The following is a 22,550-nucleotide window of genomic DNA, read 5'->3' as shown; positions in this document are numbered from 1 at the left end:
TGAGCACGGTACCCGTGAGCGGGTTCACTCCACCAGGTCCTGCCTCTTGCCGGAAACATGCCATGCCGATCCGCATCGATAGCCGCAGCGCCGACTTTGCCTCGCGCTTCAAGGCGTTTCTCGCGACCAAGCGGGAGGTTTCGGCCGATATCGAGACCGCGACCCGCGCCATTGTCGGCGACGTGGCTGCGCGCGGCGATGCGGCACTGATCGAGGCGACGCGCAAGTTCGACCGGCTCGAAGTCGATGCCGCGGGCCTCCGTTTCACGGCGGCCGAGATCGACGCCGCCGTGGAGGCCTGTGACAGGGCCACGCTCGATGCGCTGAACCTGGCGCGCGACCGCATTGAGCTGTTTCACCGCCGCCAACTGCCGAAGGACGACCGCTTCACCGACGCGCTCGGCGTTGAGCTCGGCTCGCGCTGGACCGCGATCGAGGCGGTCGGTCTTTATGTGCCCGGCGGCTCCGCGGCCTATCCGTCGTCGGTGCTGATGAACGCGGTGCCGGCCAGGGTCGCCGGCGTCGCGCGCGTCGTCATGGTGGTGCCGTCGCCGGACGGCAGGATCAATCCGCTGGTGCTGGCGGCGGCGCGGCTCGGCGGCGTCTCCGAAATCTATCGTGTCGGCGGCGCGCAGGCTGTCGCCGCTCTCGCCTACGGCACGGCGACGATCGCGCCGGTGGCCAAGATCGTGGGGCCCGGCAACGCCTATGTCGCGGCCGCCAAGCGTCAGGTATTCGGCAAGGTCGGCATTGACATGATCGCCGGCCCCTCGGAAGTGCTGGTCATCGCCGACGACACCGGAAATGCCGGCTGGATCGCCGCCGACCTGCTGGCGCAGGCCGAGCACGATGCCAACGCGCAATCGATCCTGATCACCGTCAGCGAGGCGCTCGCCGCCGATGTCGAGCGCGCGGTGGACGCACAACTCGCAACGCTGCCGCGGGCCGACATCGCGCGCGCCTCGTGGACCGACTTCGGCGCCATCATTCTGGTGAGGAGCCTCGACGAAGCGGTGACGCTGGCCGACGCCATCGCCGCCGAGCATCTGGAGATCATGACCGCCGATCCCGAAAGCCTCGCCGCACGGATCCGCAATGCCGGCGCGATCTTCCTCGGACCGCATACGCCGGAGGCGATCGGCGATTATGTCGGCGGCTCCAACCACGTGCTGCCGACGGCGCGCTCGGCGCGGTTCTCGTCGGGCCTTGGCGTGCTTGACTTCATGAAGCGGACGTCGATCCTGAAATGCGGGCCGGACCAGTTGCGGGCGCTGGGGCCGTCGGCGATGGCGCTGGGCAAGGCCGAGGGCCTCGACGCCCATGCCCGCTCGGTCGGAGTGCGCCTCAATCTGCAATGAGCAAGGCCCCACCAAAGGAAGATTCCCGCAATCGTATCGTGGCGGTCACGCTCGATGAGGATTCGATCGGGCGTTCCGGGCCGGATATCGAGCACGAACGGGCGATCGCAATCTACGATCTGGTGGAAAAGAACCTGTTCGCGCCCGAAGGCGCGGGAGGCGGCCCGTTCACATTGCGCATCGCGATCACCGGCAACCGCCTAATGTTCGACATCCGGCGCGAAGACGACGCGCCCGTGGTGACGCACCTGTTGTCGCTGACGCCGTTCCGGCGGATCGTGAAAGACTACTTCATGATCTGCGACAGCTACTATCAGGCGATCCGCACCGCGACGCCGGACAAGATCGAGGCCATCGACATGGGCCGCCGCGGCATCCACGACGAAGGCTCGCGCACGCTGCAGGAGCGGCTGAGCGGCAAGGTCCGCATCGATTTCGAGACCGCGCGGCGGCTGTTCACGTTGATCTCTGTCCTGCACTGGAAGGGTTAGCGCATGATCCGAACCACGGAACACCCGTTGTCGTCGCGATGCATACGAAACGGTTGCGCGGAGGGCGCGCGCGAAACGAAAGCGGCCTGAGCGCATGGCCGCGCCGACGCGCGTGCACAATCCCCAGTCGGTGCTGTTCGCCTGCGGGCTCAACAGCGTGCGCTCGCCGATGGCGGCGAGCCTGTTGCAGCAGATGTTTCCGCGAACCCTGTATGTGAAATCCGCCGGCGTTCGGACCGGCGAACTCGATCCGTTCGCCGTCGCCGTGATGGCCGAACTCGGCCAGGATATTTCGAAACACCGGCCGGTGACGTTCGAGGACCTTGAGGACTGGGAAGGCCTCAACTTCGATCTCATCATCACGCTGTCGCCGGAAGCCCATCACAAGGCACTGGAACTGACGCGCACGATCGCCGCCGACGTCGAGTACTGGCCGACGCCGGATCCGACCGGCATCGAGGGCAGCCGCGAGCAGCGCATGCAGGCCTATCGCGATGTCTGTGACGGATTGCTGTCGCGCATCCGCAAGCGTTTTGCGCGGGGCGGCGGTGCCGGCCTTTAGCGCGTATTCCGCAACAGTGGATCGGATTCCCGCTTGGCGGGAAATGTTCTAGCGAAGAATAGCATTGATCGCGCGTTTCGTGAGCCCGGCAATAGCGGGTTCAAGATGGCGCGTTGTGGCCTGTGTGCGGGTAGGCGCCATTCAAACCGCTTCATGCGGCCGCATCTAACCTAGCTAGAATTAGAAAAACTCCAAATTTGTGGGACGCATTGGCGCAGGAAACTCCTGTGCCGCAGGCATAAGTTCAAGGCCTCGAATCCAAGACGCGCGGTTTTATAGACTTTCTAGTCGCCGATCGGTCGCCAGCGAAAATCACAATGCTAAGTGAAATGCGGTTCTGGATGTGGGGCATAGCACCGATGTGGAAAATAAATCTGAAGGGCGTATGCCTGGGGTCCGTCAGCATCGTCGCATTGTCCATCGGTTTGCCGAATGACGGACATGCTCAGTCCGAACTGCCGCCAGTGACGGTGATCGCGCCACAGCAGCAGCCGGCGCACGCCTCGAAACCGAAGCGGCGCGCGGCGCGCTCGAATCGCCGTGTCGCCGCGCCGGCGCCGCGCCAAGATGTCGTCTTGCCGCAGGACAATGCCGGTGCCGGCATCGAACGCGCCAAGGGTCATGTGGTCGGATACCTCGCGACGCACAGCGCGAGCGCGACCAAGACCGATACCCCGATCCTCGAAACGCCGCAGTCGATCTCCGTTGTCACGCAGGACCAGATCGCCGCGCAGGGCGTGCAGAGTGTCAACGATGCCTTGCGCTACACGCCCGGAGTTTCGCTCGAGAGTTTTGGCGCCAACACCTTCTTCGATTTCCTGAAATTGCGCGGTTTCGACGCGCCGCGCTATCTCGACGGGCTGCGACTGCCGAACGATTCGACGACATTCGCCGTTCCGCGCATTGAGACCTATGGCCTTGAGCGGTTGGAAGTGTTGAAGGGACCGTCATCCGGGCTTTACGGCCAGTCCGATCCCGGCGGTCTCATCAACATGGTCAGCAAAAGACCGACGGCTGTGCCGCATTACAGTGTCGAAGGCACGTTCGGTTCGTTCGAACGCTTCCAGGGCGCCTTCGATATCGGCGGTCCCGTCGACAAGAACGGCGAGTTCCTCTATCGCCTCGTCGGTCTGGCGCGCGACTCCAATACGCAGACCGACTTCATGACCGATGACAAGATATTCTTCGCGCCGAGCCTGACCTGGCGGCCGACGACGGATACGAGCTTAACGATCCTGTCGCAGTATTCCAAGATCGACAACAAGGGTTATCAGCAATACGTTCCAGGGCAGGTGTCGTTCCTGCCGAATCCCAATGGCCACGTTCCCTACAGCCGCTATCTGGGCGAGCCCGGTCCGGACGGCTTCAAGCTGGAGCAATGGTCGGTCGGCTACGAATTCGAGCATCGTTTCGACAACAACCTGCAATTCAGGCAGAACTTCCGGTACTTCAACGTCGACAACAATCTTGCCGCGACGCGCAGCGAAGGAATGCTGACCGATCGGCTGGTCGCTCGCACATATAATTATGTCGTGGCGCATGCGAGCAATTACACGCTCGACAACCAGTTGCAGGCGGATTTCAGAACCGGCCCTCTCGTTCATAAGGTGCTTGCCGGATTCGACTATTTCAATCTGGCTGCCAGCTCGGACTACCGATCCGCGGGCATCGATCCGATCGATGCCTATGCGCCGGTTTACGGCGCCGCGATTCCGTCGTTTGCCTCTCTGCCCTCGCTCATTCTGCGCGATGACAAGCAGAGTCAGGCCGGCCTCTATTTGCAGGACCAGATCAAGTGGAATAGCTGGACGTTGGCGCTCAGCGGGCGCCAGGACTGGGTCAGCACCGGTTTCACCAGTAAGGCGTTTTTTCCGCCGGCCGCGACTTACAGCAGCTACAACTCGGCGCAGACTGGCCGCGTCGGCCTGAGCTATCTGTTCGATTTCGGGCTGGCGCCCTATGCCAGCTACTCGACCTCGTTCACGCCGAACCTCGGCGCGGATCGCCTTGGCAACGTGTTCAGGCCGACCACGGGTGAGGGCAAGGAGATCGGCGTCAAGTTCAAGCCAAACGGCATGAACCTGATGCTGAGCGCGGCGCTGTTCGATATCAATCAGGACAACGTCATGACACCCGATCCGCTCAACCCGTTGTTCGGCACCCTGACCGATGCGGCGCGGGTGCGCGGATTCGAGTTCGAGGCACGCGGCAACGTGACGCGCGAGTTCGAGGTGATCGCCGGCTACAGCCACATCGATCCGCGGGTGACCAAAAGCCTTGCCGGCAACGCCGGCAAATATCTGCAAAGCACGGCGCTCGATCAGGCGTCATTGTGGGGCAAATACACCTGGTACAACGGGCCGTTGGCCGGATTCGGCATCGGGGCCGGTGTGCGCTACGTCGGCGACAGCTATGGAGATGCCGGCAACACGTTCGTGATTCCGTCCTACACTCTGTTCGACGCAACCATGAGCTACGATCTCGCTTACCTGCGGCCGGATATGAAGGGCTGGAGGATGCAGGTCAACGCAACCAACCTCGCCGACCGCTACTATGTGCAGTCGTGTCTGACCGGTTTACCTTATTGCGCGATGGGCACGGGCCGAATGGTGCTTGGCACACTGAAGTATAGCTGGAATGCGGATCCGCATCCGGCGATGATCACGAAGTGAGTGAGCAATGACGCCAAAAGCCTTGCGCAAATGGAGCTGGGTCCACAAGTGGTCCAGCATTGTCTGCACCCTGTTCATGCTGATGCTGTGCATCACCGGCCTGCCGCTGATCTTTCACGACGAGATCGACGCGCTGCTGCATGATCAGGTCGAGGCGACCGTCGTCCCTGAAGGCACGCCGGCCGCGAATCTCGACCGCGTCGTGGCCAGCGCGGTGGCGGCAATGCCGGGGCAGGTGCCGCATTTCCTGATCTGGGACCGCGACGATCCGAACGCGATGCTGGTCAGCGTCGGCAAGACCATCGACGCCAGTCCGGCCGATAACCGCATCGTCCGCGTCGACGCCCATACCGGGGCTTATCTCGACGCGCCCGATGTCACCGGGCGCTTCACCTACATCATGCTCAAGCTGCACACCGACATGTTCGCCGGCTTGCCCGGAAAGCTGTTTCTCGGGCTGATGGGTATTCTGTTTTGCGTCGCGATCATAACCGGCGTCGTGGTCTACGCGCCGTCGATGCGCAAGCAGAAGTTCGGCGCCTATCGCGCTGAGCGTCCGCGCGTGGTGCGCTGGCTCGATCTGCATAACCTCGCCGGCATCCTGCTGGTGATGTGGACGCTGGTTGTCGGCTTCACCGGCGTCATCAACACCTGGGCCGACCTCGTGCTCAAGGCGTGGCAGTACGGCCAGCTTGCCGAGATGACGGCGCAATATCGCGACCGGACTTTGCCGGCGCATCCGACCCCGGTTCAGGCGGCGGCGGAGGTAGCGGCGAGGGCGACGCCCGGCATGTTGCCGTCGTTCATCGCGTTCCCCGGCACCATCTTCTCGAGCAAGAGCCACTATGCGGTATTCATGCGCGGCGACACGCCGGCGACGTCGCGGCTGCTCAAGCCGGCGCTGATCGATGCCGAAACCGGCAAGCTCACTGACAGCCGCAACATGCCATGGTACGTCACGACGCTGTTCATCTCGCAGCCGCTGCATTTCGGCGACTATGGCGGGATGCCGCTGAAGATCATCTGGGCGCTGCTCGACGCCATGACCATCATCGTGCTCGGAACTGGCGTCTATCTCTGGCTGCGGCGGCGCAAGCCCGGCGAAAGCGCTGCGCGCGAACCCGCGGACGCCGCGGTCGCGGTCAACCGGCCGATGCTGTCGTCATGACGCCGGCGCGCGCCAGACACCGGACCGTCCGCCAGATTTTCGCGTGGCCGGCCGTCATCGCCGTCCTGAGCGCGGCCGGATTGCTGTCGGCGCTGCTCGGCGACGGCATCTGGGACGGCGTATCGTGGGTCGTGCTGGCCGTTCCTGTCGCGCTGTATTGCGGGTTCTTCCGGCGCGGCACGTAAGCGACAGGCAGTGCGGGTTTTTTACGCGGGTTTCCATGACCAGCGCTGTCCCCGGTTGTCGAACCGGATGCGTTCCGATAGGTTCCGCGCGCATCGATCCTTGCTCCGACACATAAAGCCCGCATGACAGGCCGCCCCAAACTCGTACTCGCCTCCGGTTCGCCGCGGCGGCTCAGCCTGCTCAATCAGGCAGGCATCGAACCCGACGCGCTGCGCCCTGCCGACGTCGACGAGACGCCGGAACGTGGCGAACTGCCGCGCGCCTGCGCCAATCGTCTCGCCCGCGCCAAGGCCGATGCGGCATTGAAGGCGGTGCAGCTCGACGACGACCTGCGCGGTTCGTTCATTCTGGCCGCCGACACCGTGGTTGCGGTGGGCCGCCGCATTCTGCCCAAGGCCGATCTGGCCGATGAGGCCTCGCAATGCCTGCGGCTGCTCTCGGGGCGCAACCATCGCGTCTACACCGCGGTCTGTCTGGTGACACCGAAGGGCAATTTCCGTCAGCGTCTGATCGAGACCCGCGTGCGCTTCAAGCGGCTGACCGAGGAAGACATCGGCGCCTACATCGGCTCCGGCGAATGGCGCGGCAAGGCCGGCGGCTACGCGGTCCAGGGCATCGCGGGCTCCTTCGTGGTCAAGCTGGTGGGCTCGTATACCAATGTGGTCGGCCTGCCGCTTTACGAATCGGTCTTGCTGCTCGGCGGCGAGGGATTTCCGATCCGCTCCGGCTGGTTGAATGCCGGCTAGGAAACCAGCCGGCGCGCGGCCGGAAAAGCCGTGCCCGATCTGCGGCAAGCCCGCTGTCGCAGCGTCGCGGCCGTTCTGCTCGGAACGCTGCCGCGATGTCGATCTCAACCGCTGGCTATCCGGCTCCTACGTCATCCCCGTCAGCAAGACCGACGAAGAAGATGCGGGATAGGCCGGCACCTCCCGGGCCGGCGTTTAGACTCTAGCCTTATCCTTTTGATCGAGCATGACCTTATCCGAAAACCGGTTTCCACTTTTCGGGATCATGCTCTGGAGCTATTCCGGCTTTGATGGAATCAAAGTCCGGGCTCCAGCTTTCTGTTTTGATGCGTTTTCCTGGCGCGAACCGGTAACCACTTTGCTTGAAAACGCTATAGCCGTCCGGTCAAGGGTTTGGAGCGCGCGCGGCGTTCGTTCGTCCGTCGCGGGGTGGGTGGACAGGGCCATCGGGCCTGATTATAAACCGGCGCGCCCCGGCTAAAGCCGGGCGGCGCCCAGGTAGCTCAGTTGGTAGAGCATGCGACTGAAAATCGCAGTGTCGGTGGTTCGATCCCGCCCCTGGGCACCATGACGCTTTTCAACGTTTGTTTCGAAAGACGTCGTGACCGAAGTGGCTGGCAACGTCGATCAATAGCCCGTCATTTCAAGATAGCCGACGCCCCGGTGGGTGCCGGTGAAGCTGACGGGACCCTCCCAATAGGAAAAGCTCGTCCCCATCCAGCTTCGCGCATTCAGCGGGACGGCTTCTATCGCCAGCCCCCGGTCGCGAACGGCGATGCGCCAGCTCGTCGGCAGCTTGCGATCCGCGACCTCGGTCATCGCAATCGGGGTCATCTCAATGGCTTGCGGAGAGAGCGCAACCGATTGCCCATCCGGTCCAATCCAGTTGCCTGCGAAGGAGGGCTTGGCGTCGGTTTGCCGCAAGCGAAACAGCATCAGTTTTTCGCTGGTCCCAAGGTGCAGGGAGAACCAGTCCCATCCGGTCTGATCCGACGCCAGCGGCTGACTGCTCCATTCGCGATCCATCCAGGCCTGTCCGCTGACGTTGACGGGTTTGCCGTCAATCGTGATGGTCCCCTCCGCAGTGAAATACGGCTGGCTGTAGTAGTAGGACGCCTGTCCGCGCTCGGATTTCCGGCTGTAGCCGGCGTCGCCTTCGAGCACGAGGGCTTTGTCGGCGTCGAGCCTCAGGGCATAATTGAAATCTGCGCCTGATGCATTGATCTGAAGCGGTGCGACATTCATCGTGGACATGCCATCGCGCCCGCGCATCTGCCATGAATCGATCCACGCGCGAAACGGGTCAGCTTCCGCGCCGGCCTGACCGACGCCGCCGCGCGCAAAGGTTTCGCTTGTGCGATGGGTGTCGGCGCGCGTGACCGCGGCGTGCCCCATCCAGATTTGTTGATTGGCCCAGCCATCCCGTTGCGGCCCCGGCCGCATCGCCTGGCGAAACAGCGTCCACTGCGCGCCGTAAGCGTGGCCTTCGGCGTCGCTGAGATTGGCGGTGAGGTACCACCACTCGATGCGATAATCCGGATGAGGACCGTGATCCGCGGGAAACACGAAGCGTCGCCCCGGCGTGACCGCGGCAAATCCGGAGGCATTAACACCAAGACCGGCGAAACCCTGCGCCAGCGCTGCCTTTCGCCCGAGGCCGAGAACGGCGAGCGCTGTTGCGAATGCCCGGCGCGAGATATTTGCGCTAACGCTCATCGGCAAAGACCTTGATCAGCGCCGCCGGAGGCATGCGTATCAGTTTCAAGACCGGGACCAGCATCGCCAGCAGCGATGCCAGCATGGCGACGCCGAGAAGCTCAATCAGATGCAGCGGAAAGACATGGAACGGGAGACGCCAGCCGAAGGCCCTGACGTTCACCACCGCGATCAGGCACCATGCCACCAATAGTCCCAGCGGCAGCGCCAGCAGCGCGGTGATGAAGGCGATGGACATCGTCTTGAGAAGCTCGATGCCGGCCAACTGCCGCCGGGTCAGGCCGAGCGCCCACAGCGGCGCCAGTTGCGGAAGGCGGGAATTGCTCAGGGTCAGCAGGCTGGTGAGCAGCGCGACGCCGGCGACACCGAGCGTAAACGTGTTCAGCGCAGCGGTCACGGCGAAGGTGCGGTTGAAAATCCGCGTCGATTCCGCTTTCAGCGCGGATTGATCCGAGAGGCGGCTCTCGTCGAGATGAAACCTCTTGCGCATGTCGTCGATCAGCGGTGCGATCTTGCCGGGGGTCACACGCAGACCGAACCGGGTTCGCGGCAGGTCTGGAAACCGGCGTGTAAAGGCGTCGATATTGACGGCGATCTGCCCTTTGGGATTGCCGTAATCGGCGTAGATCGCCGCGATGTCCAGAGGCCAGGTGCCGCGGGGGGTGCTGATCGTCAGCCGATCGCCGAGCCGCAGTTTCAACTTGCGCGCCAGTTGCTCGCTGATCAGCGCAGCCTGACCTGATTTGACCTCGTCCCACGCATTGGTTTTCGATCGGAGCAACGGCCACCGCTCGCGATAGGTGGCATGATCGGCGAGGCCAAGAACCTCCACCGGCCAGCCGCCGATCTCGATCTCGGCACGGCCGCTCGGCAGAATTGCGGTGACCTCGGGCCGCGCGCGCAGCCTTGTTTCGATGTCTCGGGCCTGCGTGTCGTCGCGCGCGTTGACATACACATCCGCCGCGAGCCGGCCGTCCAGCCATGTGGCAAACGTCTTGCTGAAACTCTCGACCATGGTTCCCACGCCGACATTGACCGCGAGCGCGAGCAGCAATGCCATCAGCGCGAGTGATAGGCCCGGAAGTTGCTGGCGGCTGTCGGCCCAGAACCACAACACGAGCGGCCGGCGCGTGCTTCGTTCGCCGGCGCGAAGCGCGAATCCGAGCAGAACAGGCAGCGCCAGCGCTGCGCCCAGCAGCAGGGCCGCCAGCACTGCGAATCCCGACATCAGCGAATCGCCGGTCGTCAGCACGGCGACCGCCGTCACAAGCATCGCGACGGCCGCGATGCCCTGCCAGCGCAGCCATCGCCGTTGGGCTTGCTGCCAGGCATAGGGCTGCGCCATCGCGAGAACCGGAGTGCGGATCACTTTCAAGAGGCTCGTCGTTGCCGCCGCCAGCGTTCCCAGGGCGCTCATCGCAAGTCCCGCGGCCCACCATTCCGGTCTGAGCGTCAATTCACCCGGAATCCGGGCGCCATACAACCCTTGCAGGCTTGCGGCGACATTGGGCAGCAACGCTGCGGCGATCAGATAGCCGCAGGCCAACCCGATCAGGCCGGCTGCGAGGGCCAGCACCAGCAGCTCGATCAGCAACACACCGTTCAACGTCCGGGACGCTACCCCGCAGGCGCGCAGGGTCCGCAGCATCGGCATGCGCTGCTCGAAGGCGAGGCCGATCGCAGAGTTGACGATGAAGAGCCCGACAAGAAACGACAGCAGCCCGAAGGCCGATAGATTGAGATGAAAGCTGTCGGTCAGACGCTCAAGATCGGTTTCGGCGTCCGGGGCGACATATCTGAGCTTGTCATCAGCGACAGCCTCGAGCGGCGCGTGCGTGCCGCGCGCTTTTCCGATCAACAGACGCGAGAGCTGGCCCGGCAGGCGAAGAATGCTTTGCGCCAGTCCGATATCGACGATCATAACGCCCGGTGCGAGTTGCGCGCGAACCTTGAGGGGCGGCAGTAATGCACCGTCGTCTGTCCGCAGGGCCGCGCCTCCCGTTTCCGAGAGTTCGCTCAATGTCTCCGGCGCGACCAGAGCCTCTCCCGGCGGGGCGATGAATGTCTGCAGATTCGATTTTCCGATCGCCGGGACCGACCCTGCCGCCGCCGGAAACGTCACCGGTTCGATTCCCAGCAGGCGAAATGTCTTCCCGTGAATGCGAACGCGGCCTTCGAGGACAGGTGAGACCGGCCAACCTGCCCGGCGCAAGTCGATAAAGAGTTGCTGGGGAAACGTCGTGTCCCGCTGCCCGACCAGCATCGCGACGCGGGCGCCGCCAAAGACCGCCGCGGCCCGATCGTAGCTGATGCGCGCCTGCTGGTTCAGCGCCTGCACGCCGCTCCATAATGCGGTCGCACAGATCAGGCCGACCATGAGGGTTGTCAATTGCATCGGATGCCGACGCCAATGGCTGAGCAGAACGGCGAGGATCCAGAATCTTTGTTTCACGAGATCAGTCCGGCGCTGAGCAGGACTTGCCGGTCCAGCGTCGCGGCAAGCCGCGCGCTGTGCGTGACCATCAGGAAACCGCATCCGGTTCGCTGAATGAGATCGCGTGCGAGATCCATGACCTCGTCGGCCGTCGCTTCGTCGAGGTTGCCGGTCGGCTCGTCGGCGAGGAGCAGAGGCGGCCTGACCGCAAGCGCGCGCCCGATTGCAACCCGCTGCTGTTGGCCGCCTGAGAGTTGCTCGGGATATCGGTTCAGCAAATCGCCGAGCCCCAGCCGATCGACAAGTTCGCTTTGCCACCGGCTGTTGTGACGCCCGGCGATACGCGACTGAAAAGCCAGGTTGTCGGCGACCGTGAGAGAGGGGATCAGATTGAATTGTTGAAAAACCAGTCCCAGCCGGTCCCGGCGCAGCGCTGCACGGCCCCGGTCCGCCAGTGCAGTCACCTCCGTCTCATTGAGCCGGATGGAACCGCCGTCCGCCCGATCGAGGCCCGCGATCAGGTGCAGCAAGGTGCTTTTGCCGCTTCCCGACTCGCCGGTCAGCGCGACACTCTCGCCGGCGTCAACGCGCAGGCAGGCACCGCGAAGAACGGTGATCCGTTCCTGCGCCGAACGATAGGTTTTGGTCAGGTTCTGGACATCCAGCATTGGCAGACGTCATGACGTTCCGTCGGATCGCGGCATCAGATGGCTGAGCAGATCCATCGGCAGTGGAAAGACCACAGTCGACGATCGCTCGCCCGCAATGTCGTGCAACGCCGCAAAATAGCGCAGTTGCATGGCCTGCGGCTCCTGAGCAAGGATGCGTCCGGCTTCGACGAGCTTCTCGGCAGCTTGCTGCTCGCCCATTGCGTTGATCACTTTCGCCCGCCGCAGCCGCTCCGCCTCGGCCTGCTTGGCGATGGCGCGAACCATGTTTTCATTGAGGTCGATGTCCTTGATCTCGATATTGGTGACCTTGATTCCCCACGCATCGGTTTGCTGATCGAGAATCTCCTGAATGGCGCCGTTGAGTTTGTCGCGCTCCGCGAGCATCTCGTCCAGTTCGTGTTTGCCGAGCACCGAGCGCAGCGTGGTCTGCGCTAACTGACTGGTCGCGGCCATGAAGTTTTCGACCTTGATGATCGCGCGTTCGGGATCGATGATGCGGAAATAAAGCACGGCGTTCACCTTGACGGAAACGTTATCGCGGGAAATCACGTCCTGCGGCGGCACGTCCTGCACCATGACCCTGAGATCGGCCTTCACCATCTGCTGCACGAACGGAATCAGGATGATAAGGCCCGGACCTTTCACGCCGGTGAAGCGTCCGAGCGTGAAGATGATGCCGCGCTCGTATTCCCGCAGGATGCGAATGGCCGAGGAGAGAAATGCGATCACGACGACCGCGAGCACTACATAGGTTACGTAATCGAACATCATCGCACACCTCCTTGGCCGCCGCTGAGTGCCGGCCGGCGACGCACCGTCAGCGTCAGACCCGTGATGCTGGCCACCTCGACCGTCTCTCCGGGCATGAAGGCTTCCGTGCCGCGGGCTTGCCATCGCTCACCCTGCGTGAAGACGTGGCCTTCACTATCGTTCCAGTCGAGAACCTCGGCAAACAGGCCGCGCATGGCTTGCGCGCCGACTTGTGCCGGAGCTTTGCGGGCGCGCCGAAGCGAGCGGAGCACGATGAGAACCAGCCCGGTGAACATCGACGCCACGATGCCGACGAAGGTCCATGACAACTGGTATCCGGGCGCCTCGTTCCTGAACAACATCAGCGCACCAAGGACGAAGGCGATGACTCCGCCGAGTCCGAGAACCACGGTCGGGTTGAAGGCTTCGATCGTCAGAAGCGCGATTCCCAGCATCATCAGCCCAAGGCCGGCATAACTGATCGGCAGCAGGTTGAGGGCATAGAGGCCCAGCAGCAGACAGATCGTGCCGACCACGCCGGGCGCGACGGCGCCGGGGGAAATGAATTCGAAAATCAGGCCGTAGGTGCCAATCAGCAGAAGAATGAGGGCGACGTTGGGATCGGTGATGATCGACAGAAATTGCGAGATCCATCCGGGATCGATCGTCTCGATCGTCGCGCCCTTCGTTGCCAGATGCCGGATCTGGCCGCCGGCAACTTCCACAGTACGGCCATCGACTTGCCGGAGCAATTCAGCCGGGTTGCGCGCGATGAGATCGATGACACCGGCCTGCAACGCCGCGCTGGCGGAAAGGCTGGCTGCCTCGCAGACGGCTTTCTCGGCCCAATCGGCGTTCCGTCCTCGCAACTCGGCCAGGCTGCGGATAAAGGCGACGGCATCGTTCGTTACCTTCGCCGTCATTGCGTCCTTCGGCTCCGGTTGCTGGGTGCTGTCTTTTTTGTCCTTGCCGTCTTTGTGGGGGATGCCCGGCAGGCCCGGCACCGGACTGCCGATCTGCACTGGCGTCGCTGCGCCGAGATTGGTGCCTGGCGCCATTGCGGCGATGTGCGTGGCATAGAGGATATAGGTGCCGGCGCTGGCGGCATGGGCTCCGGACGGGGCAACATAACCGATGACGGGAACGGGCGAGGCCAGTACATCGGCGATGATTTCGCGCATGCTGCTGGCGAGACCGCCCGGCGTATTCAGACGCAGAATGACGGCGTCAGCGTGTCGTTCGCGCGCCTTGGCGAGAGCGTCCTTCACATAACCGGTGGTCGCCGGTCCGATCGCTCCATCGATCGCGATCGTCAGCACAAGTTTGCCGCTCTCTTGCGTCGAGGCGGGAAGGGGAGAGAAAACCAAAGCGGCGGCTGCAAGTGCCACGGCAAGAATCGCCTGTACGGCCCGCACGGCGAGCACTCCCTTGTCGGAATGATATAAGGATATCCTCGCCCAACCTCAATGCGGCCGGGATCGAAGCGCGCCGTCGCTCGCCTGCCGAAACCGACGTCAGGATTGCCGAAGGCAAACAATTGCTCGGAATTATATAGCAGACTCAATGATATAAAGTTTCAAATGCTTACTCTGAATGGCGCGCCAAACTGCCACCGTCCAGGATAAAACTGCAAACTCCGGGTGTCGCAATTCTCGTGTGCCCGTGGCGGGGGGACCCTCACCTCACGATGGTGGCGTCCACTATGGCGTATTCCATATACGGCTCGTCCGCGACGGCGAGATTTTATCTCGATTAAGGCGTATACTATAAACTGTATTCGGACCTCCGGTTTCGAAGGTGTATGACCGTGGAACACGGGCAGTCCCACCGCGCTGTGCAGAGCGAGCGTTACGCCGCCGTCAGGCTGCTCAAGGCTTTGATGGTGGCATCGGTCGTGCTGCCGATGGCGTTGTTTGCGATTACCGCCTGGGTGGATTACCGCAATTTCGAACGCATCACCAACGAGCGCATCGATCGCTCGCTCGACATCTTGCATGAGCATTCGCTTAAGGTGCTGGAAACGGTCGAGCGTGCTTGCGCAGAAGTCAACGAGGTCGTGCGCGGCATGTCGGATAACGACATCCGCCTGAACGAAGCTGCCCTGCACAAACGGCTCAAGCGGATCGTCACGGACGCGCCGCAGATGCAAGGCATCGAGATCATCGACCGCAACGGCCGTCCGCTGGTTTCCTCCAACGATCTGCCCGCGCCGGGGGATATCGACTTCAGCAAGGCTGACTATTTTACCGCGTTGAAAAGCAGAGAGGGCGGTACATATGTGAGCACCATCAACGCGCCCCGCCCGGGCGTGCCAGGCTATTTCATTTCACTGTCGCAGCGCCGGCCTTCGGACGACGGCACGTTCAACGGCGCCATCTCGATTGCAGTCCTGACGCGCTATTTCGAGAATTTCTACGCCCATATCAGCGGTACAGTCGACTATTTTGCCTTGGTGCGCGCCGACGGCCATTTTCTGGCGCGCTATCCTGTTGTCTCGCCGGCTCGTCTTCTCAGCTTCGACGACGACAAGGATTTTAGCGCCCGTATCGCGCGCGGGCACGATTACTCCATTTATACGGAGGAGTCGCCATACGACCACATCACCCGCCGCATCGGCTATCGCAAGATCGCGGGCTATCCTCTCTACGCGCTGGCGGGCGTGGAATGGAAGGCGATTGTTTCCGAGTGGCTGCGTTACAATATCAACTACCTGATTTTCGGCGCCCCGTTGATGGTGTTTCTGTTCGCGGTCCTTGGATTGGCGCTGCGGCGGACGCAACGTCTTTACGACGAATCCGAGCGGCGCGAGGCGGTCGAGAACGCCTTGCGTCACGCGCAACGAATGGAAGCGATCGGGCAGTTAACCGGCGGCGTGGCGCACGACTTCAACAACCTGCTGATGATCATCAGCGGCAGCGTGCAGCGTCTGCGCGGCGAACTCACCGACAAAAAGTCCCTGCGGCTGCTCGATATGATCGGCACCGCCACTCACCGCGGCGAGACGCTCACCCGCCATTTGCTCACTTATTCGCGACGCCAGACGCTGACGCCGGAGGTGATCGATCTCGCGCAGCGGCTTCCGGTGCTGCGTGAATTGCTCACGCGCTCACTTCGCACCGATATCGAGATTAATGTCAAAGTGCCGGATACGGTCTGCGCCGTACGCGTCGACCCCGGCGAATTCGAGCTTGCAATCCTCAACCTCGCCGTCAACGCCAAGGACGCCATGCCGGACGGCGGCGCGCTGTCGATGAGCGCCAGGCCGGTGACGCTCAGGGGCAATGCCAGCGAAGAAGGACTTTCCGGCGATTTCGTTGCCGTGCACGTCGCAGACACCGGGCAAGGCATTCCCGCCGATGTCATGATGCGCGTGTTCGAGCCGTTCTTCACCACCAAGGATGTCAGCAAGGGCACCGGGCTTGGTTTGAGCCAGGTCTATGGCTTCGCCAAGCAGTCCGGCGGCACCGCAACGGTGACGAGCACCGAAGGGCAGGGCACCACGGTGACGCTCTATCTGCCGCGCAGCCTGGAACTGCCGCAACCCGCCGAGCCGCCCTTACAGGCGCCGGCGCAGGCCGAAGCCGCCGGCACCGTGCTGCTGGTCGAGGACAATGTCGACGTAGCCGATGTCGGCGCCGATTACATGCGCCAACTCGGCTATCGCGTGCGCAGTGTTGCCAGTGTGGAGGCTGCGCTTGCCGCCCTGCAGGTTGATGCGCGAGTGGACCTGGTATTCTCCGACATCATGATGCCGGGCGGCCGCAACGGGCTCGATCTCGCGCGCGAGATCGGTACGCGCTTTCCGTACATCCCGGTGCTGCTCACCACCGGCTACAGCGCCTGCGCCCAGGATGCCGCACGGTACGGCGTGGCTGTTCTGCAAAAGCCCTACGACCTTGAAAGCCTGCGCCGCCACGTTCGCCAGGCGATGGAGCAGGCCAGGGTCCCGCCGGTTGTGCTTGGTGTAACGGATTAGGACGGATCGACATTCAGGATTCCCAAGCGGTCTGATCGCTGATTCATAGGGTTCCGTGATTCTGGCACGGAGCTGCACGATGGGGATCAAGCGGTATGAGCTGAGCGATCGGCAGTGGGCGAAGATTGCACCGTTGCTGCCAGGCAAGGTCGGTGATCCGGGGCGGACCGGAGCGGACAATCGGCTGTTCGTGAACGGTTGTCTGTGGGTGCTGCGATCCGGCGCGCACTGGCGCGACTTGCCAGAGCGTTATGGCAAGTGGAAGACGGTGCATCGGCGGTTCAGCCGGTGGTGCCATGCCGACGTGTGGGAACGGTTGTTCGCCACCCTGACCGCCGACCGCGATAACCAATACCTGATGCTCGACAGCACCATCGTTCGCGCCCATCAGCAGGCGGCCACCGGAAAAGGGGGGCCAAGGATCAGGCGCTGGGGCGGTCCCGAGGTGGACTGACCACCAAGGTCCACATGCTTGCCGATGCGCTGGGCCGCCCCTTGCGTGTCATCGTGACCGCCGGGCAGGTCGGAGACATCACGCAAGCCCCCATGCTGCTCGAAGGCCAGGACGGGGACGCCGTGCTCGCCGACAAGGCCTATGATAGCAACGCCTTGCGTGCCCTCATCGCCGCCATGGGCGCCGAAGCGGTGATCCCGTCAAACAGGACGCGCAAAGTCATCATCCCGCATGACGCCGGCCTCTACAAACACCGTAACCGGATCGAGCGCTGCTTCAACCGTCTCAAGCATTTTCGCCGCTTCGCCACCCGCTACGACAGACGCACCGCTTCGTTCACCTGGCCGCAGCCATGATCTGGCTGCGCTGAATGTCGATCCGCTCTAGTCCTTTCACCCAAGACCCGGTTTCAGCCCACGGGTGCGGATCGTATGGCGGTCCGTCCGTGTGATCGGATCTGCTGCAAAGGCCGACATCAACGAGTGGAGAACGCTGCCGCCAGTTCCCGCGCGCCCGGCTTAGCGCTGTTGCTGTCCATCCGCGCATCGGTGACTGCCAGGAGTTTCGCCACCGTGTTGTGGCGGATCGCAACCGGATTGCGCTCATAGCCGCGGCGCTGGAAAAAATTCGCGGTCGGCACCTGCTCGCGCATCGCCTGCGGCATCGTCACCATGTCGAGCCCGGTGCCGTCGCCGGTGAGGTTCATCATCTCCAGTTCGGCGGCGGTCAGCGGACGGGTATAGCCCTTGTTGCGCGCGAAGATGATCGAGGTCAGGAGCTTGTGGGTCTGCAACAGCGGACCGACGTCGATATCCAGCACCAGCGCATGGATCGCCCAGCCTTTCGGCGTGTCGGCGAGCTTCTCATGCGCGCTCCAGGTATCGGGTACCGAGCGCGCATAGGCCACCATGCGGCGGACGATCGCGATCTTGCGCTCCATTGCCGTGCGCTGCGGTCCTGACAGCCGCGCCGCTTTCTCGCCGAGCGCGTGCACGATGTCGTGCCCTTGTTCGGCGACGAGTTCGACGCTGTTGGTGGTGAGCAACTGGTTGTAGCCGATCGCGGTGGAGATCGCGCGCGATCCCGGCCGCGAGGCGCTGAGGCCCGACTGCATGTCGTGATTGCCGTTGCCGCCGGTCTCGAACGAATAGACCCGGACCGCCTGCTCTCTCGTCAGGCCGTAAGCCCGCGCCAGGCGCGCATAGGCGCGCTTGAAATCCATCTCGCTCGCCGGGCGCTGCGGCACGAACTGGAACTGCTGGGCCGCGGCCTTCAGCAGATCGGCGACAACGGGAATGGCTTTGCGCTGACGCGGCGGGCGCTCTTCTTCCGGTTCCGGGTTGACCGGCCGTTTCGGTCCGTCATAGAGCGGTGGCTGGGTCAGCACGTAGTCGTCGAGGGTGATGGGCTGGCGGTCGCGCCGCCTGGCGTTGCGAATGCGCCGCCTGTCGGCGATCGCATTCCAATAGGCGCCGGCCTCTTCCTCAAAGGCCGCGCGCGCCTCCTGATACGTCTTCAGCTTGCGGCGATAGTCCGCAATGGCCGCCGGAGTCGCGGCCTGCGCCATCGCTTCGAACGCGGCCGCAGGAACCGCCGCGCTTCCGGAAACGGCGCTTAGCGCCGCGAGCAGCAGCGCGCAGGCAATGATTGGGTTGCAGCGGCGAATCGCTTGGTTTCGCATCCGACCTGTTTAGCAAGCCCGCGGCCAATGTCAGCCGCCAATCGGTCACGGCGCCGCCTGCCGCCGGGGAACCGCGTCATCTTCGGCTCGCGATCAAGGTCTCGTGAGTGAGGCAAAGCCTGGAGTCGACAGGCATTGGTCAGACAACCGGATTCAGCCGTTGTTTACCATTCTGATGTTCAATGCATCACCTCCTGCCCGGATAATTCAACATGGACATCGATCTTGCCGCGCTCGTCGGTTTGACACCGGCGGACGCAAGCTGCCTACAGTCGCTCAAGCCGCGGATGGGGGGCAGCCAGGACGAGATCATCAACGCCTTCTACGGGCACATTCTGTCGTTTCCCGCCTTCAAGGAGATGATCGAACAGAGCTGCGAACGGGAGAAGATCGATATCGGGCAGCTTGTCGCCCATATCAACGACGTCCAGTTCAAGCACTGGCAGCGATTCTTCGACGGCACGCCGGACAAGGCCTTCAAGGATTTCGCCAACAGGATCGGAATCGCGCACGAGAAATGTCTTCTCAGCAGCGATCTCTATGTCGCGAGTTCTGCCGTCATTCTTGAGAAATTTCTCGGACTCGCGGTTGATCAGCATCTCGATGATGCCGGACAAGCCGCGACGCTCAAGGCGTCGCTCAGCGCCATCGTCCGGATGTTCTTCCTCGATATCTCCCACGCGATTTCGGCCTACGACAACGCCGCCGCCCGAACCGCTTTCCAACAGATCTCCGAGCCGCTGCTCAACGCCTTCGAGGTCGAGGTGGCCGGCGATCTCAAATCGATGGCCGGCGCCGCCGAAGACCTCAACGGTACCATCAAGAACATCGTCGACGTCAACCTCGACAATATGCAGCGATGCCGTGACACCGTGTCGAGCATCGAGACCCTGACCAAAAATCTCGCCGATCTCGCGCAGACCACGCGGCAGATCGAGAATTTCGTCAAAGTCATCACCGACGTCTCGCGCAAGACCAAGCTGCTGGCGCTGAACGCCGCGATCGAGGCGGCGCGCAGCGGCGAATACGGCCGCGGGTTCAAGGTCGTGGCCAACGAGGTCAAGGCGCTCGCCAATGAGGCCGAAAGCGCCACCAGGGATGTCACGCGGCAAGCCGGCGAAATCCAGGCCGCCATCGATCACGCCATCAGGCAGGTCTCCGGTTCGCAACGGCTGGTGCAGGAGATCGATGCCGGCATGACCACGGAGAGCGAAGCCATCGGCGCCCAGAGCACCGCCGTCAACGAGATCTCGACCACCCTCGCGGCCGTGTCCGAAAGCGCGCGCGGACTGCGGGAGCGCTTCAAGACGCTCAACGCCGCCTGACGAAACGTCCGTCGCGCTGAAACGGCCTTTCCTTCCCGGCGGACGAAGCCGGCTCGCATCTCGATACGAGGCGCACCATTCAGCAGTCGAGCCTGGTCGGGGAGAGCTCGCGCTACCAGTTCGTCGACCCTCCCCATTTCGGCCTCACCAACCTGCGCACGCTACGAGATTACGTGGCGACGCGGCGCCTCCTGACTTCCCGGAGTCGTGCAGATCAACAGTTGACCAGCGCAGCTTCGATGCTCCTTACCATTGCTAAGCAGGCCGTTGTTGGATGAAATGCGCGCAGCACATCGAGGGCAGTGCCTAAAAAATCTCCAGGGAGTACGCCGTGAGCGAGGTGGTCAGGCTTGAACGTCATGACGAGATCGCGGTCGTCACGGTCGACAGCCCTCCGGTCAATGCGTTGAGCGCGGCGGTTCGCCGCGGGATTTTGCAATGTGTGCAAACAGCGGTCACCGATCCCGCGGTGAAGGCGATCGTGTTGATCTGCGCGGGACGGACTTTCATCGCCGGCGCCGACATCACCGAATTCGGCAAGCCGACGCAGCCGCCGGCGCTCGCCGAGGTGATTGCGGAGCTTGAGGATTCGCCGAAGCCGACCGTTGCCGCGATCCACGGCACCGCGCTCGGTGGTGGTCTCGAGGTCGCGCTCGGATGCCACTTCTGCGTCGCGGTGAAGGAGGCGAAGCTCGGCCTGCCCGAGGTGAAACTTGGCCTGCTGCCGGGTGCCGGTGGCACCCAGCGCCTGCCGCGTGCGGTCGGTCCAGAGCTTGCGGTCAGGATGATCGTCGGCGGCAATCCGATCGACGCTGCGGCGGCGCTGAAGCGGGGCCTGATCGATGCGATCGTCGAGGGGCCGGCGGCGGGCGGCGAAGCCTTCGCGCGCCGGGTGCTGGTGGAGCGGCGTCCGCCGCGCAGGTTGCGCGACGACGACAGCAAACTCATGGCGGCGCAGGCCACCAACGATCCGTCGCTGGAGCCCGCGGCGCTGCTCAAGCGCCTTGTCGCCGACGGCAGCACCTTTGCGTCGCTGGCAGCCGGCAGGATATCTGAACGGACAGTTGCAACAGGAGGCTGCCGATGACCGAAGCCGTTATTGTCTCCACCGCCCGCACCCCGATCGGCAAGGCCTATCGCGGCGCGCTCAACGCCACTGAGGGCGCGACCTTGTTCGGCCATGCGATCGGCGAGGCCGTCGCGCGCGCCGGGGTCGATCCCAAGGAGATCGAGGACGTGGTGATGGGCGCTGCCATGCAGCAGGGCGCGACCGGCGGCAATATCGCCCGCAAGGCGCTGCTTCGCGCCGGCCTGCCGGTCACCGTGGCCGGCGCTACCATCGACCGCCAGTGCGCCTCGGGCCTTCAGGCAATCGCGCTCGCCGCGCGCTCGGTCTTGTTCGACGGCGTCGGGATCGCGGTCGGCGGCGGCGGCGAATCGATCAGCCTGGTGCAGAACGAGCACGCCAACACCTTCCATGCCGAGGATCCGGCGCTGCTCGCGATCAAGGGCGAGGTCTACATGCCGATGATCGACACCGCGGAGGTGGTGGCGAAGCGCTACAACATCTCGCGTGAGGCACAGGACGAGTACGCGTTGGAAAGCCAGCGACGCATCGCCGCCGCGCAGCAGGGCGGCAGGTTCAAGGACGAACTGGCGCCGATCTCCACAAGGATGGCGATCGTCGACAAGCAGACCAGGGAGGTCTCGTTCAAGGACGTGAGGCTGTCGCAGGATGAAGGTCCGCGTCCGGATACCACGGCGCAAGGTCTGGCCGGCCTCAGGCCGGTACGCGGCGAGGGGTTCACTATCACCGCCGGCAATGCCAGCCAGTTGTCGGACGGTGCCAGCGCCACCGTCATCATGAGCGACAAGGAAGCCGCACGGCGCGGTCTCAAGCCGCTCGGCGTCTTCCGCGGTTTCGTCGCCGCCGGCTGCGAGCCCGATGAAATGGGGATCGGCCCGGTGTTCGCGGTGCCGCGCCTGCTCAAGCGCCACGGCCTTAACGTCGACGATATCGATCTGTGGGAACTGAACGAGGCGTTCGCGGTGCAGGTGATCTATTGCCGCGACAGGCTCGGCATCGATCCGCAGAAGCTGAATGTCGACGGCGGCGCGATTGCGCTCGGCCATCCCTACGGCATGACGGGCGCGCGGCTTGCCGGCCACGCGCTGATCGAGGGACGCCGCCGCAAGGCCAGGTACGCCGTCGTCACCATGTGCGTCGGCGGCGGCATGGGCGCGGCCGGGCTGTTCGAGGTGGTGCAGTAATACGGCGCGGACTCAAGGCCAGGCGTGGTAGCAAGCAGTTTCGCCAGTTCATAATGCCGGGGCTATGGGTCCCCCCTTTCGCGGGGACG

The 22,550-nt window shown here is 63.5% G+C and carries 18 protein-coding genes, 1 tRNA gene and 1 pseudogene; 14 read left to right on the top strand and 6 right to left on the bottom strand.

Annotated elements, in window-relative coordinates:
• Positions 1 to 62 precede the first annotated feature (62 nt).
• From hisD to V4R08_RS10480, 9 genes are all read left to right on the top strand, one after another.
• Positions 63 to 1,358, top strand: coding sequence for a histidinol dehydrogenase (gene hisD / locus V4R08_RS10520; protein ID WP_335579307.1), 1,296 nt, complete (start codon positions 63 to 65; stop codon positions 1,356 to 1,358).
• A complete protein-coding gene (locus V4R08_RS10515; RefSeq protein ID WP_335579306.1) occupies positions 1,355 to 1,849 on the top strand; it encodes a UPF0262 family protein in 495 nt (164 codons plus the stop codon). Before hisD ends, V4R08_RS10515 begins: the two co-directional genes overlap by 4 nt.
• Positions 1,850 to 1,943: 94 nt before the next feature.
• Entirely contained in the window at positions 1,944 to 2,411 is a 468-nt protein-coding gene (locus V4R08_RS10510; protein WP_335579305.1) for an arsenate-mycothiol transferase ArsC, read from the top strand.
• Positions 2,412 to 2,770: 359 nt separating this feature from the next.
• Positions 2,771 to 5,083 (top strand): TonB-dependent siderophore receptor, encoded by a 2,313-nt coding sequence (locus tag V4R08_RS10505; RefSeq protein ID WP_335579304.1) that lies wholly within the window; start codon positions 2,771 to 2,773, stop codon positions 5,081 to 5,083.
• 7 nt (positions 5,084 to 5,090) lie between these two features.
• Positions 5,091 to 6,251: a PepSY-associated TM helix domain-containing protein gene (locus tag V4R08_RS10500; RefSeq protein ID WP_335579303.1), complete on the top strand. Its 1,161-nt coding sequence runs from the start codon at positions 5,091 to 5,093 to the stop codon at positions 6,249 to 6,251.
• On the top strand, positions 6,248 to 6,436 hold the full coding sequence (locus tag V4R08_RS10495; RefSeq protein ID WP_335579302.1) for a hypothetical protein: 189 nt from the start codon (positions 6,248 to 6,250) through the stop codon (positions 6,434 to 6,436). The genes V4R08_RS10500 and V4R08_RS10495 overlap by 4 nt, the downstream gene beginning before the upstream one ends.
• A 123-nt stretch (positions 6,437 to 6,559) precedes the next feature.
• Positions 6,560 to 7,183 (top strand): Maf-like protein, encoded by a 624-nt coding sequence (locus V4R08_RS10490; RefSeq protein ID WP_335579301.1) that lies wholly within the window; start codon positions 6,560 to 6,562, stop codon positions 7,181 to 7,183.
• Positions 7,173 to 7,355 carry a DNA gyrase inhibitor YacG gene (gene yacG, locus V4R08_RS10485; RefSeq protein WP_335579300.1) on the top strand — a complete coding sequence of 61 codons (183 nt, stop codon included), beginning with the start codon at positions 7,173 to 7,175 and terminating at the stop codon, positions 7,353 to 7,355. The genes V4R08_RS10490 and yacG overlap by 11 nt, the downstream gene beginning before the upstream one ends.
• Before the next feature lie 320 nt (positions 7,356 to 7,675).
• Positions 7,676 to 7,751: transfer RNA gene (locus V4R08_RS10480), tRNA-Phe, on the top strand.
• A 59-nt stretch (positions 7,752 to 7,810) separates the two neighbouring features.
• On the opposite strand, the gene V4R08_RS10475 is transcribed toward V4R08_RS10480, so the two are convergent.
• The 5 genes from V4R08_RS10475 to V4R08_RS10455 are packed head-to-tail and all read right to left on the bottom strand — an operon-like array spanning position 7,811 to position 14,169.
• Entirely contained in the window at positions 7,811 to 8,899 is a 1,089-nt protein-coding gene (locus tag V4R08_RS10475) for a lipocalin-like domain-containing protein (RefSeq protein WP_335579299.1), read from the bottom strand.
• Positions 8,889 to 11,351 carry an ABC transporter permease gene (locus V4R08_RS10470; RefSeq protein WP_335579298.1) on the bottom strand — a complete coding sequence of 821 codons (2,463 nt, stop codon included), beginning with the start codon at positions 11,349 to 11,351 and terminating at the stop codon, positions 8,889 to 8,891. The genes V4R08_RS10475 and V4R08_RS10470 overlap by 11 nt, the downstream gene beginning before the upstream one ends.
• On the bottom strand, positions 11,348 to 12,001 hold the full coding sequence (locus V4R08_RS10465) for an ABC transporter ATP-binding protein (protein WP_335579297.1): 654 nt from the start codon (positions 11,999 to 12,001) through the stop codon (positions 11,348 to 11,350). The genes V4R08_RS10470 and V4R08_RS10465 overlap by 4 nt, the downstream gene beginning before the upstream one ends.
• Positions 12,002 to 12,010: 9 nt before the next feature.
• A complete protein-coding gene (locus V4R08_RS10460; RefSeq protein WP_335579296.1) occupies positions 12,011 to 12,775 on the bottom strand; it encodes a slipin family protein in 765 nt (254 codons plus the stop codon).
• Positions 12,772 to 14,169: an NfeD family protein gene (locus V4R08_RS10455; protein WP_335579295.1), complete on the bottom strand. Its 1,398-nt coding sequence runs from the start codon at positions 14,167 to 14,169 to the stop codon at positions 12,772 to 12,774. The genes V4R08_RS10460 and V4R08_RS10455 overlap by 4 nt, the downstream gene beginning before the upstream one ends.
• 392 nt (positions 14,170 to 14,561) lie before the next feature.
• Here V4R08_RS10455 and V4R08_RS10450 point away from each other — a divergent pair, with 392 nt between their 5' ends.
• Together V4R08_RS10450 and V4R08_RS10445 are read left to right on the top strand one after the other, a co-directional pair.
• Entirely contained in the window at positions 14,562 to 16,730 is a 2,169-nt protein-coding gene (locus tag V4R08_RS10450) for a hybrid sensor histidine kinase/response regulator family protein (protein WP_335579294.1), read from the top strand.
• 85 nt (positions 16,731 to 16,815) lie between these two features.
• Positions 16,816 to 17,554: pseudogene (locus tag V4R08_RS10445) on the top strand (IS5 family transposase).
• Between the two features lie 105 nt (positions 17,555 to 17,659).
• Here V4R08_RS10445 and V4R08_RS10440 read toward each other — a convergent pair.
• Complete coding sequence (locus V4R08_RS10440; RefSeq protein WP_335579293.1) at positions 17,660 to 18,865, bottom strand: hypothetical protein; 1,206 nt, start codon at positions 18,863 to 18,865, stop codon at positions 17,660 to 17,662.
• Between the two features lie 212 nt (positions 18,866 to 19,077).
• Here V4R08_RS10440 and V4R08_RS10435 point away from each other — a divergent pair, with 212 nt between their 5' ends.
• The 3 genes from V4R08_RS10435 (at position 19,078) to V4R08_RS10425 (ending at position 22,461) form a co-directional block, all read left to right on the top strand.
• A complete protein-coding gene (locus V4R08_RS10435; protein WP_335579292.1) occupies positions 19,078 to 20,190 on the top strand; it encodes a methyl-accepting chemotaxis protein in 1,113 nt (370 codons plus the stop codon).
• Positions 20,191 to 20,521: 331 nt separating this feature from the next.
• A complete protein-coding gene (locus V4R08_RS10430; RefSeq protein WP_442935652.1) occupies positions 20,522 to 21,277 on the top strand; it encodes an enoyl-CoA hydratase/isomerase family protein in 756 nt (251 codons plus the stop codon).
• Complete coding sequence (locus tag V4R08_RS10425; protein WP_335579291.1) at positions 21,274 to 22,461, top strand: acetyl-CoA C-acyltransferase; 1,188 nt, start codon at positions 21,274 to 21,276, stop codon at positions 22,459 to 22,461. Before V4R08_RS10430 ends, V4R08_RS10425 begins: the two co-directional genes overlap by 4 nt.
• Positions 22,462 to 22,550 lie beyond the last annotated feature (89 nt).

The sequence above is a fragment of the Nitrobacter sp. NHB1 genome, from assembly GCF_036964665.1.
GTDB lineage: Bacteria > Pseudomonadota > Alphaproteobacteria > Rhizobiales > Xanthobacteraceae > Nitrobacter.
This window is presented reverse-complemented; position numbering and strand designations above follow the sequence as displayed.

Excerpts from the sequence above, each read along its gene's own strand:
- V4R08_RS10515 (WP_335579306.1), top strand. The coding sequence starts at position 1,355 with ATGAGCAAGGCCCCACCAAAGGAAGATTCCCGCAATCGTATCGTGGCG.
- V4R08_RS10440 (WP_335579293.1), bottom strand. The coding sequence starts at position 18,865 with ATGCGAAACCAAGCGATTCGCCGCTGCAACCCAATCATTGCCTGCGCG.
- hisD (WP_335579307.1), top strand. The coding sequence starts at position 63 with ATGCCGATCCGCATCGATAGCCGCAGCGCCGACTTTGCCTCGCGCTTC.
- V4R08_RS10510 (WP_335579305.1), top strand. The coding sequence starts at position 1,944 with ATGGCCGCGCCGACGCGCGTGCACAATCCCCAGTCGGTGCTGTTCGCC.
- V4R08_RS10505 (WP_335579304.1), top strand. The coding sequence starts at position 2,771 with ATGTGGAAAATAAATCTGAAGGGCGTATGCCTGGGGTCCGTCAGCATC.
- V4R08_RS10435 (WP_335579292.1), top strand. The coding sequence starts at position 19,078 with ATGGACATCGATCTTGCCGCGCTCGTCGGTTTGACACCGGCGGACGCA.
- V4R08_RS10425 (WP_335579291.1), top strand. The coding sequence starts at position 21,274 with ATGACCGAAGCCGTTATTGTCTCCACCGCCCGCACCCCGATCGGCAAG.
- V4R08_RS10460 (WP_335579296.1), bottom strand. The coding sequence starts at position 12,775 with ATGATGTTCGATTACGTAACCTATGTAGTGCTCGCGGTCGTCGTGATC.
- V4R08_RS10490 (WP_335579301.1), top strand. The coding sequence starts at position 6,560 with ATGACAGGCCGCCCCAAACTCGTACTCGCCTCCGGTTCGCCGCGGCGG.
- V4R08_RS10475 (WP_335579299.1), bottom strand. The coding sequence starts at position 8,899 with ATGAGCGTTAGCGCAAATATCTCGCGCCGGGCATTCGCAACAGCGCTC.
- V4R08_RS10465 (WP_335579297.1), bottom strand. The coding sequence starts at position 12,001 with ATGCTGGATGTCCAGAACCTGACCAAAACCTATCGTTCGGCGCAGGAA.
- yacG (WP_335579300.1), top strand. The coding sequence starts at position 7,173 with ATGCCGGCTAGGAAACCAGCCGGCGCGCGGCCGGAAAAGCCGTGCCCG.
- V4R08_RS10495 (WP_335579302.1), top strand. The coding sequence starts at position 6,248 with ATGACGCCGGCGCGCGCCAGACACCGGACCGTCCGCCAGATTTTCGCG.
- V4R08_RS10500 (WP_335579303.1), top strand. The coding sequence starts at position 5,091 with ATGACGCCAAAAGCCTTGCGCAAATGGAGCTGGGTCCACAAGTGGTCC.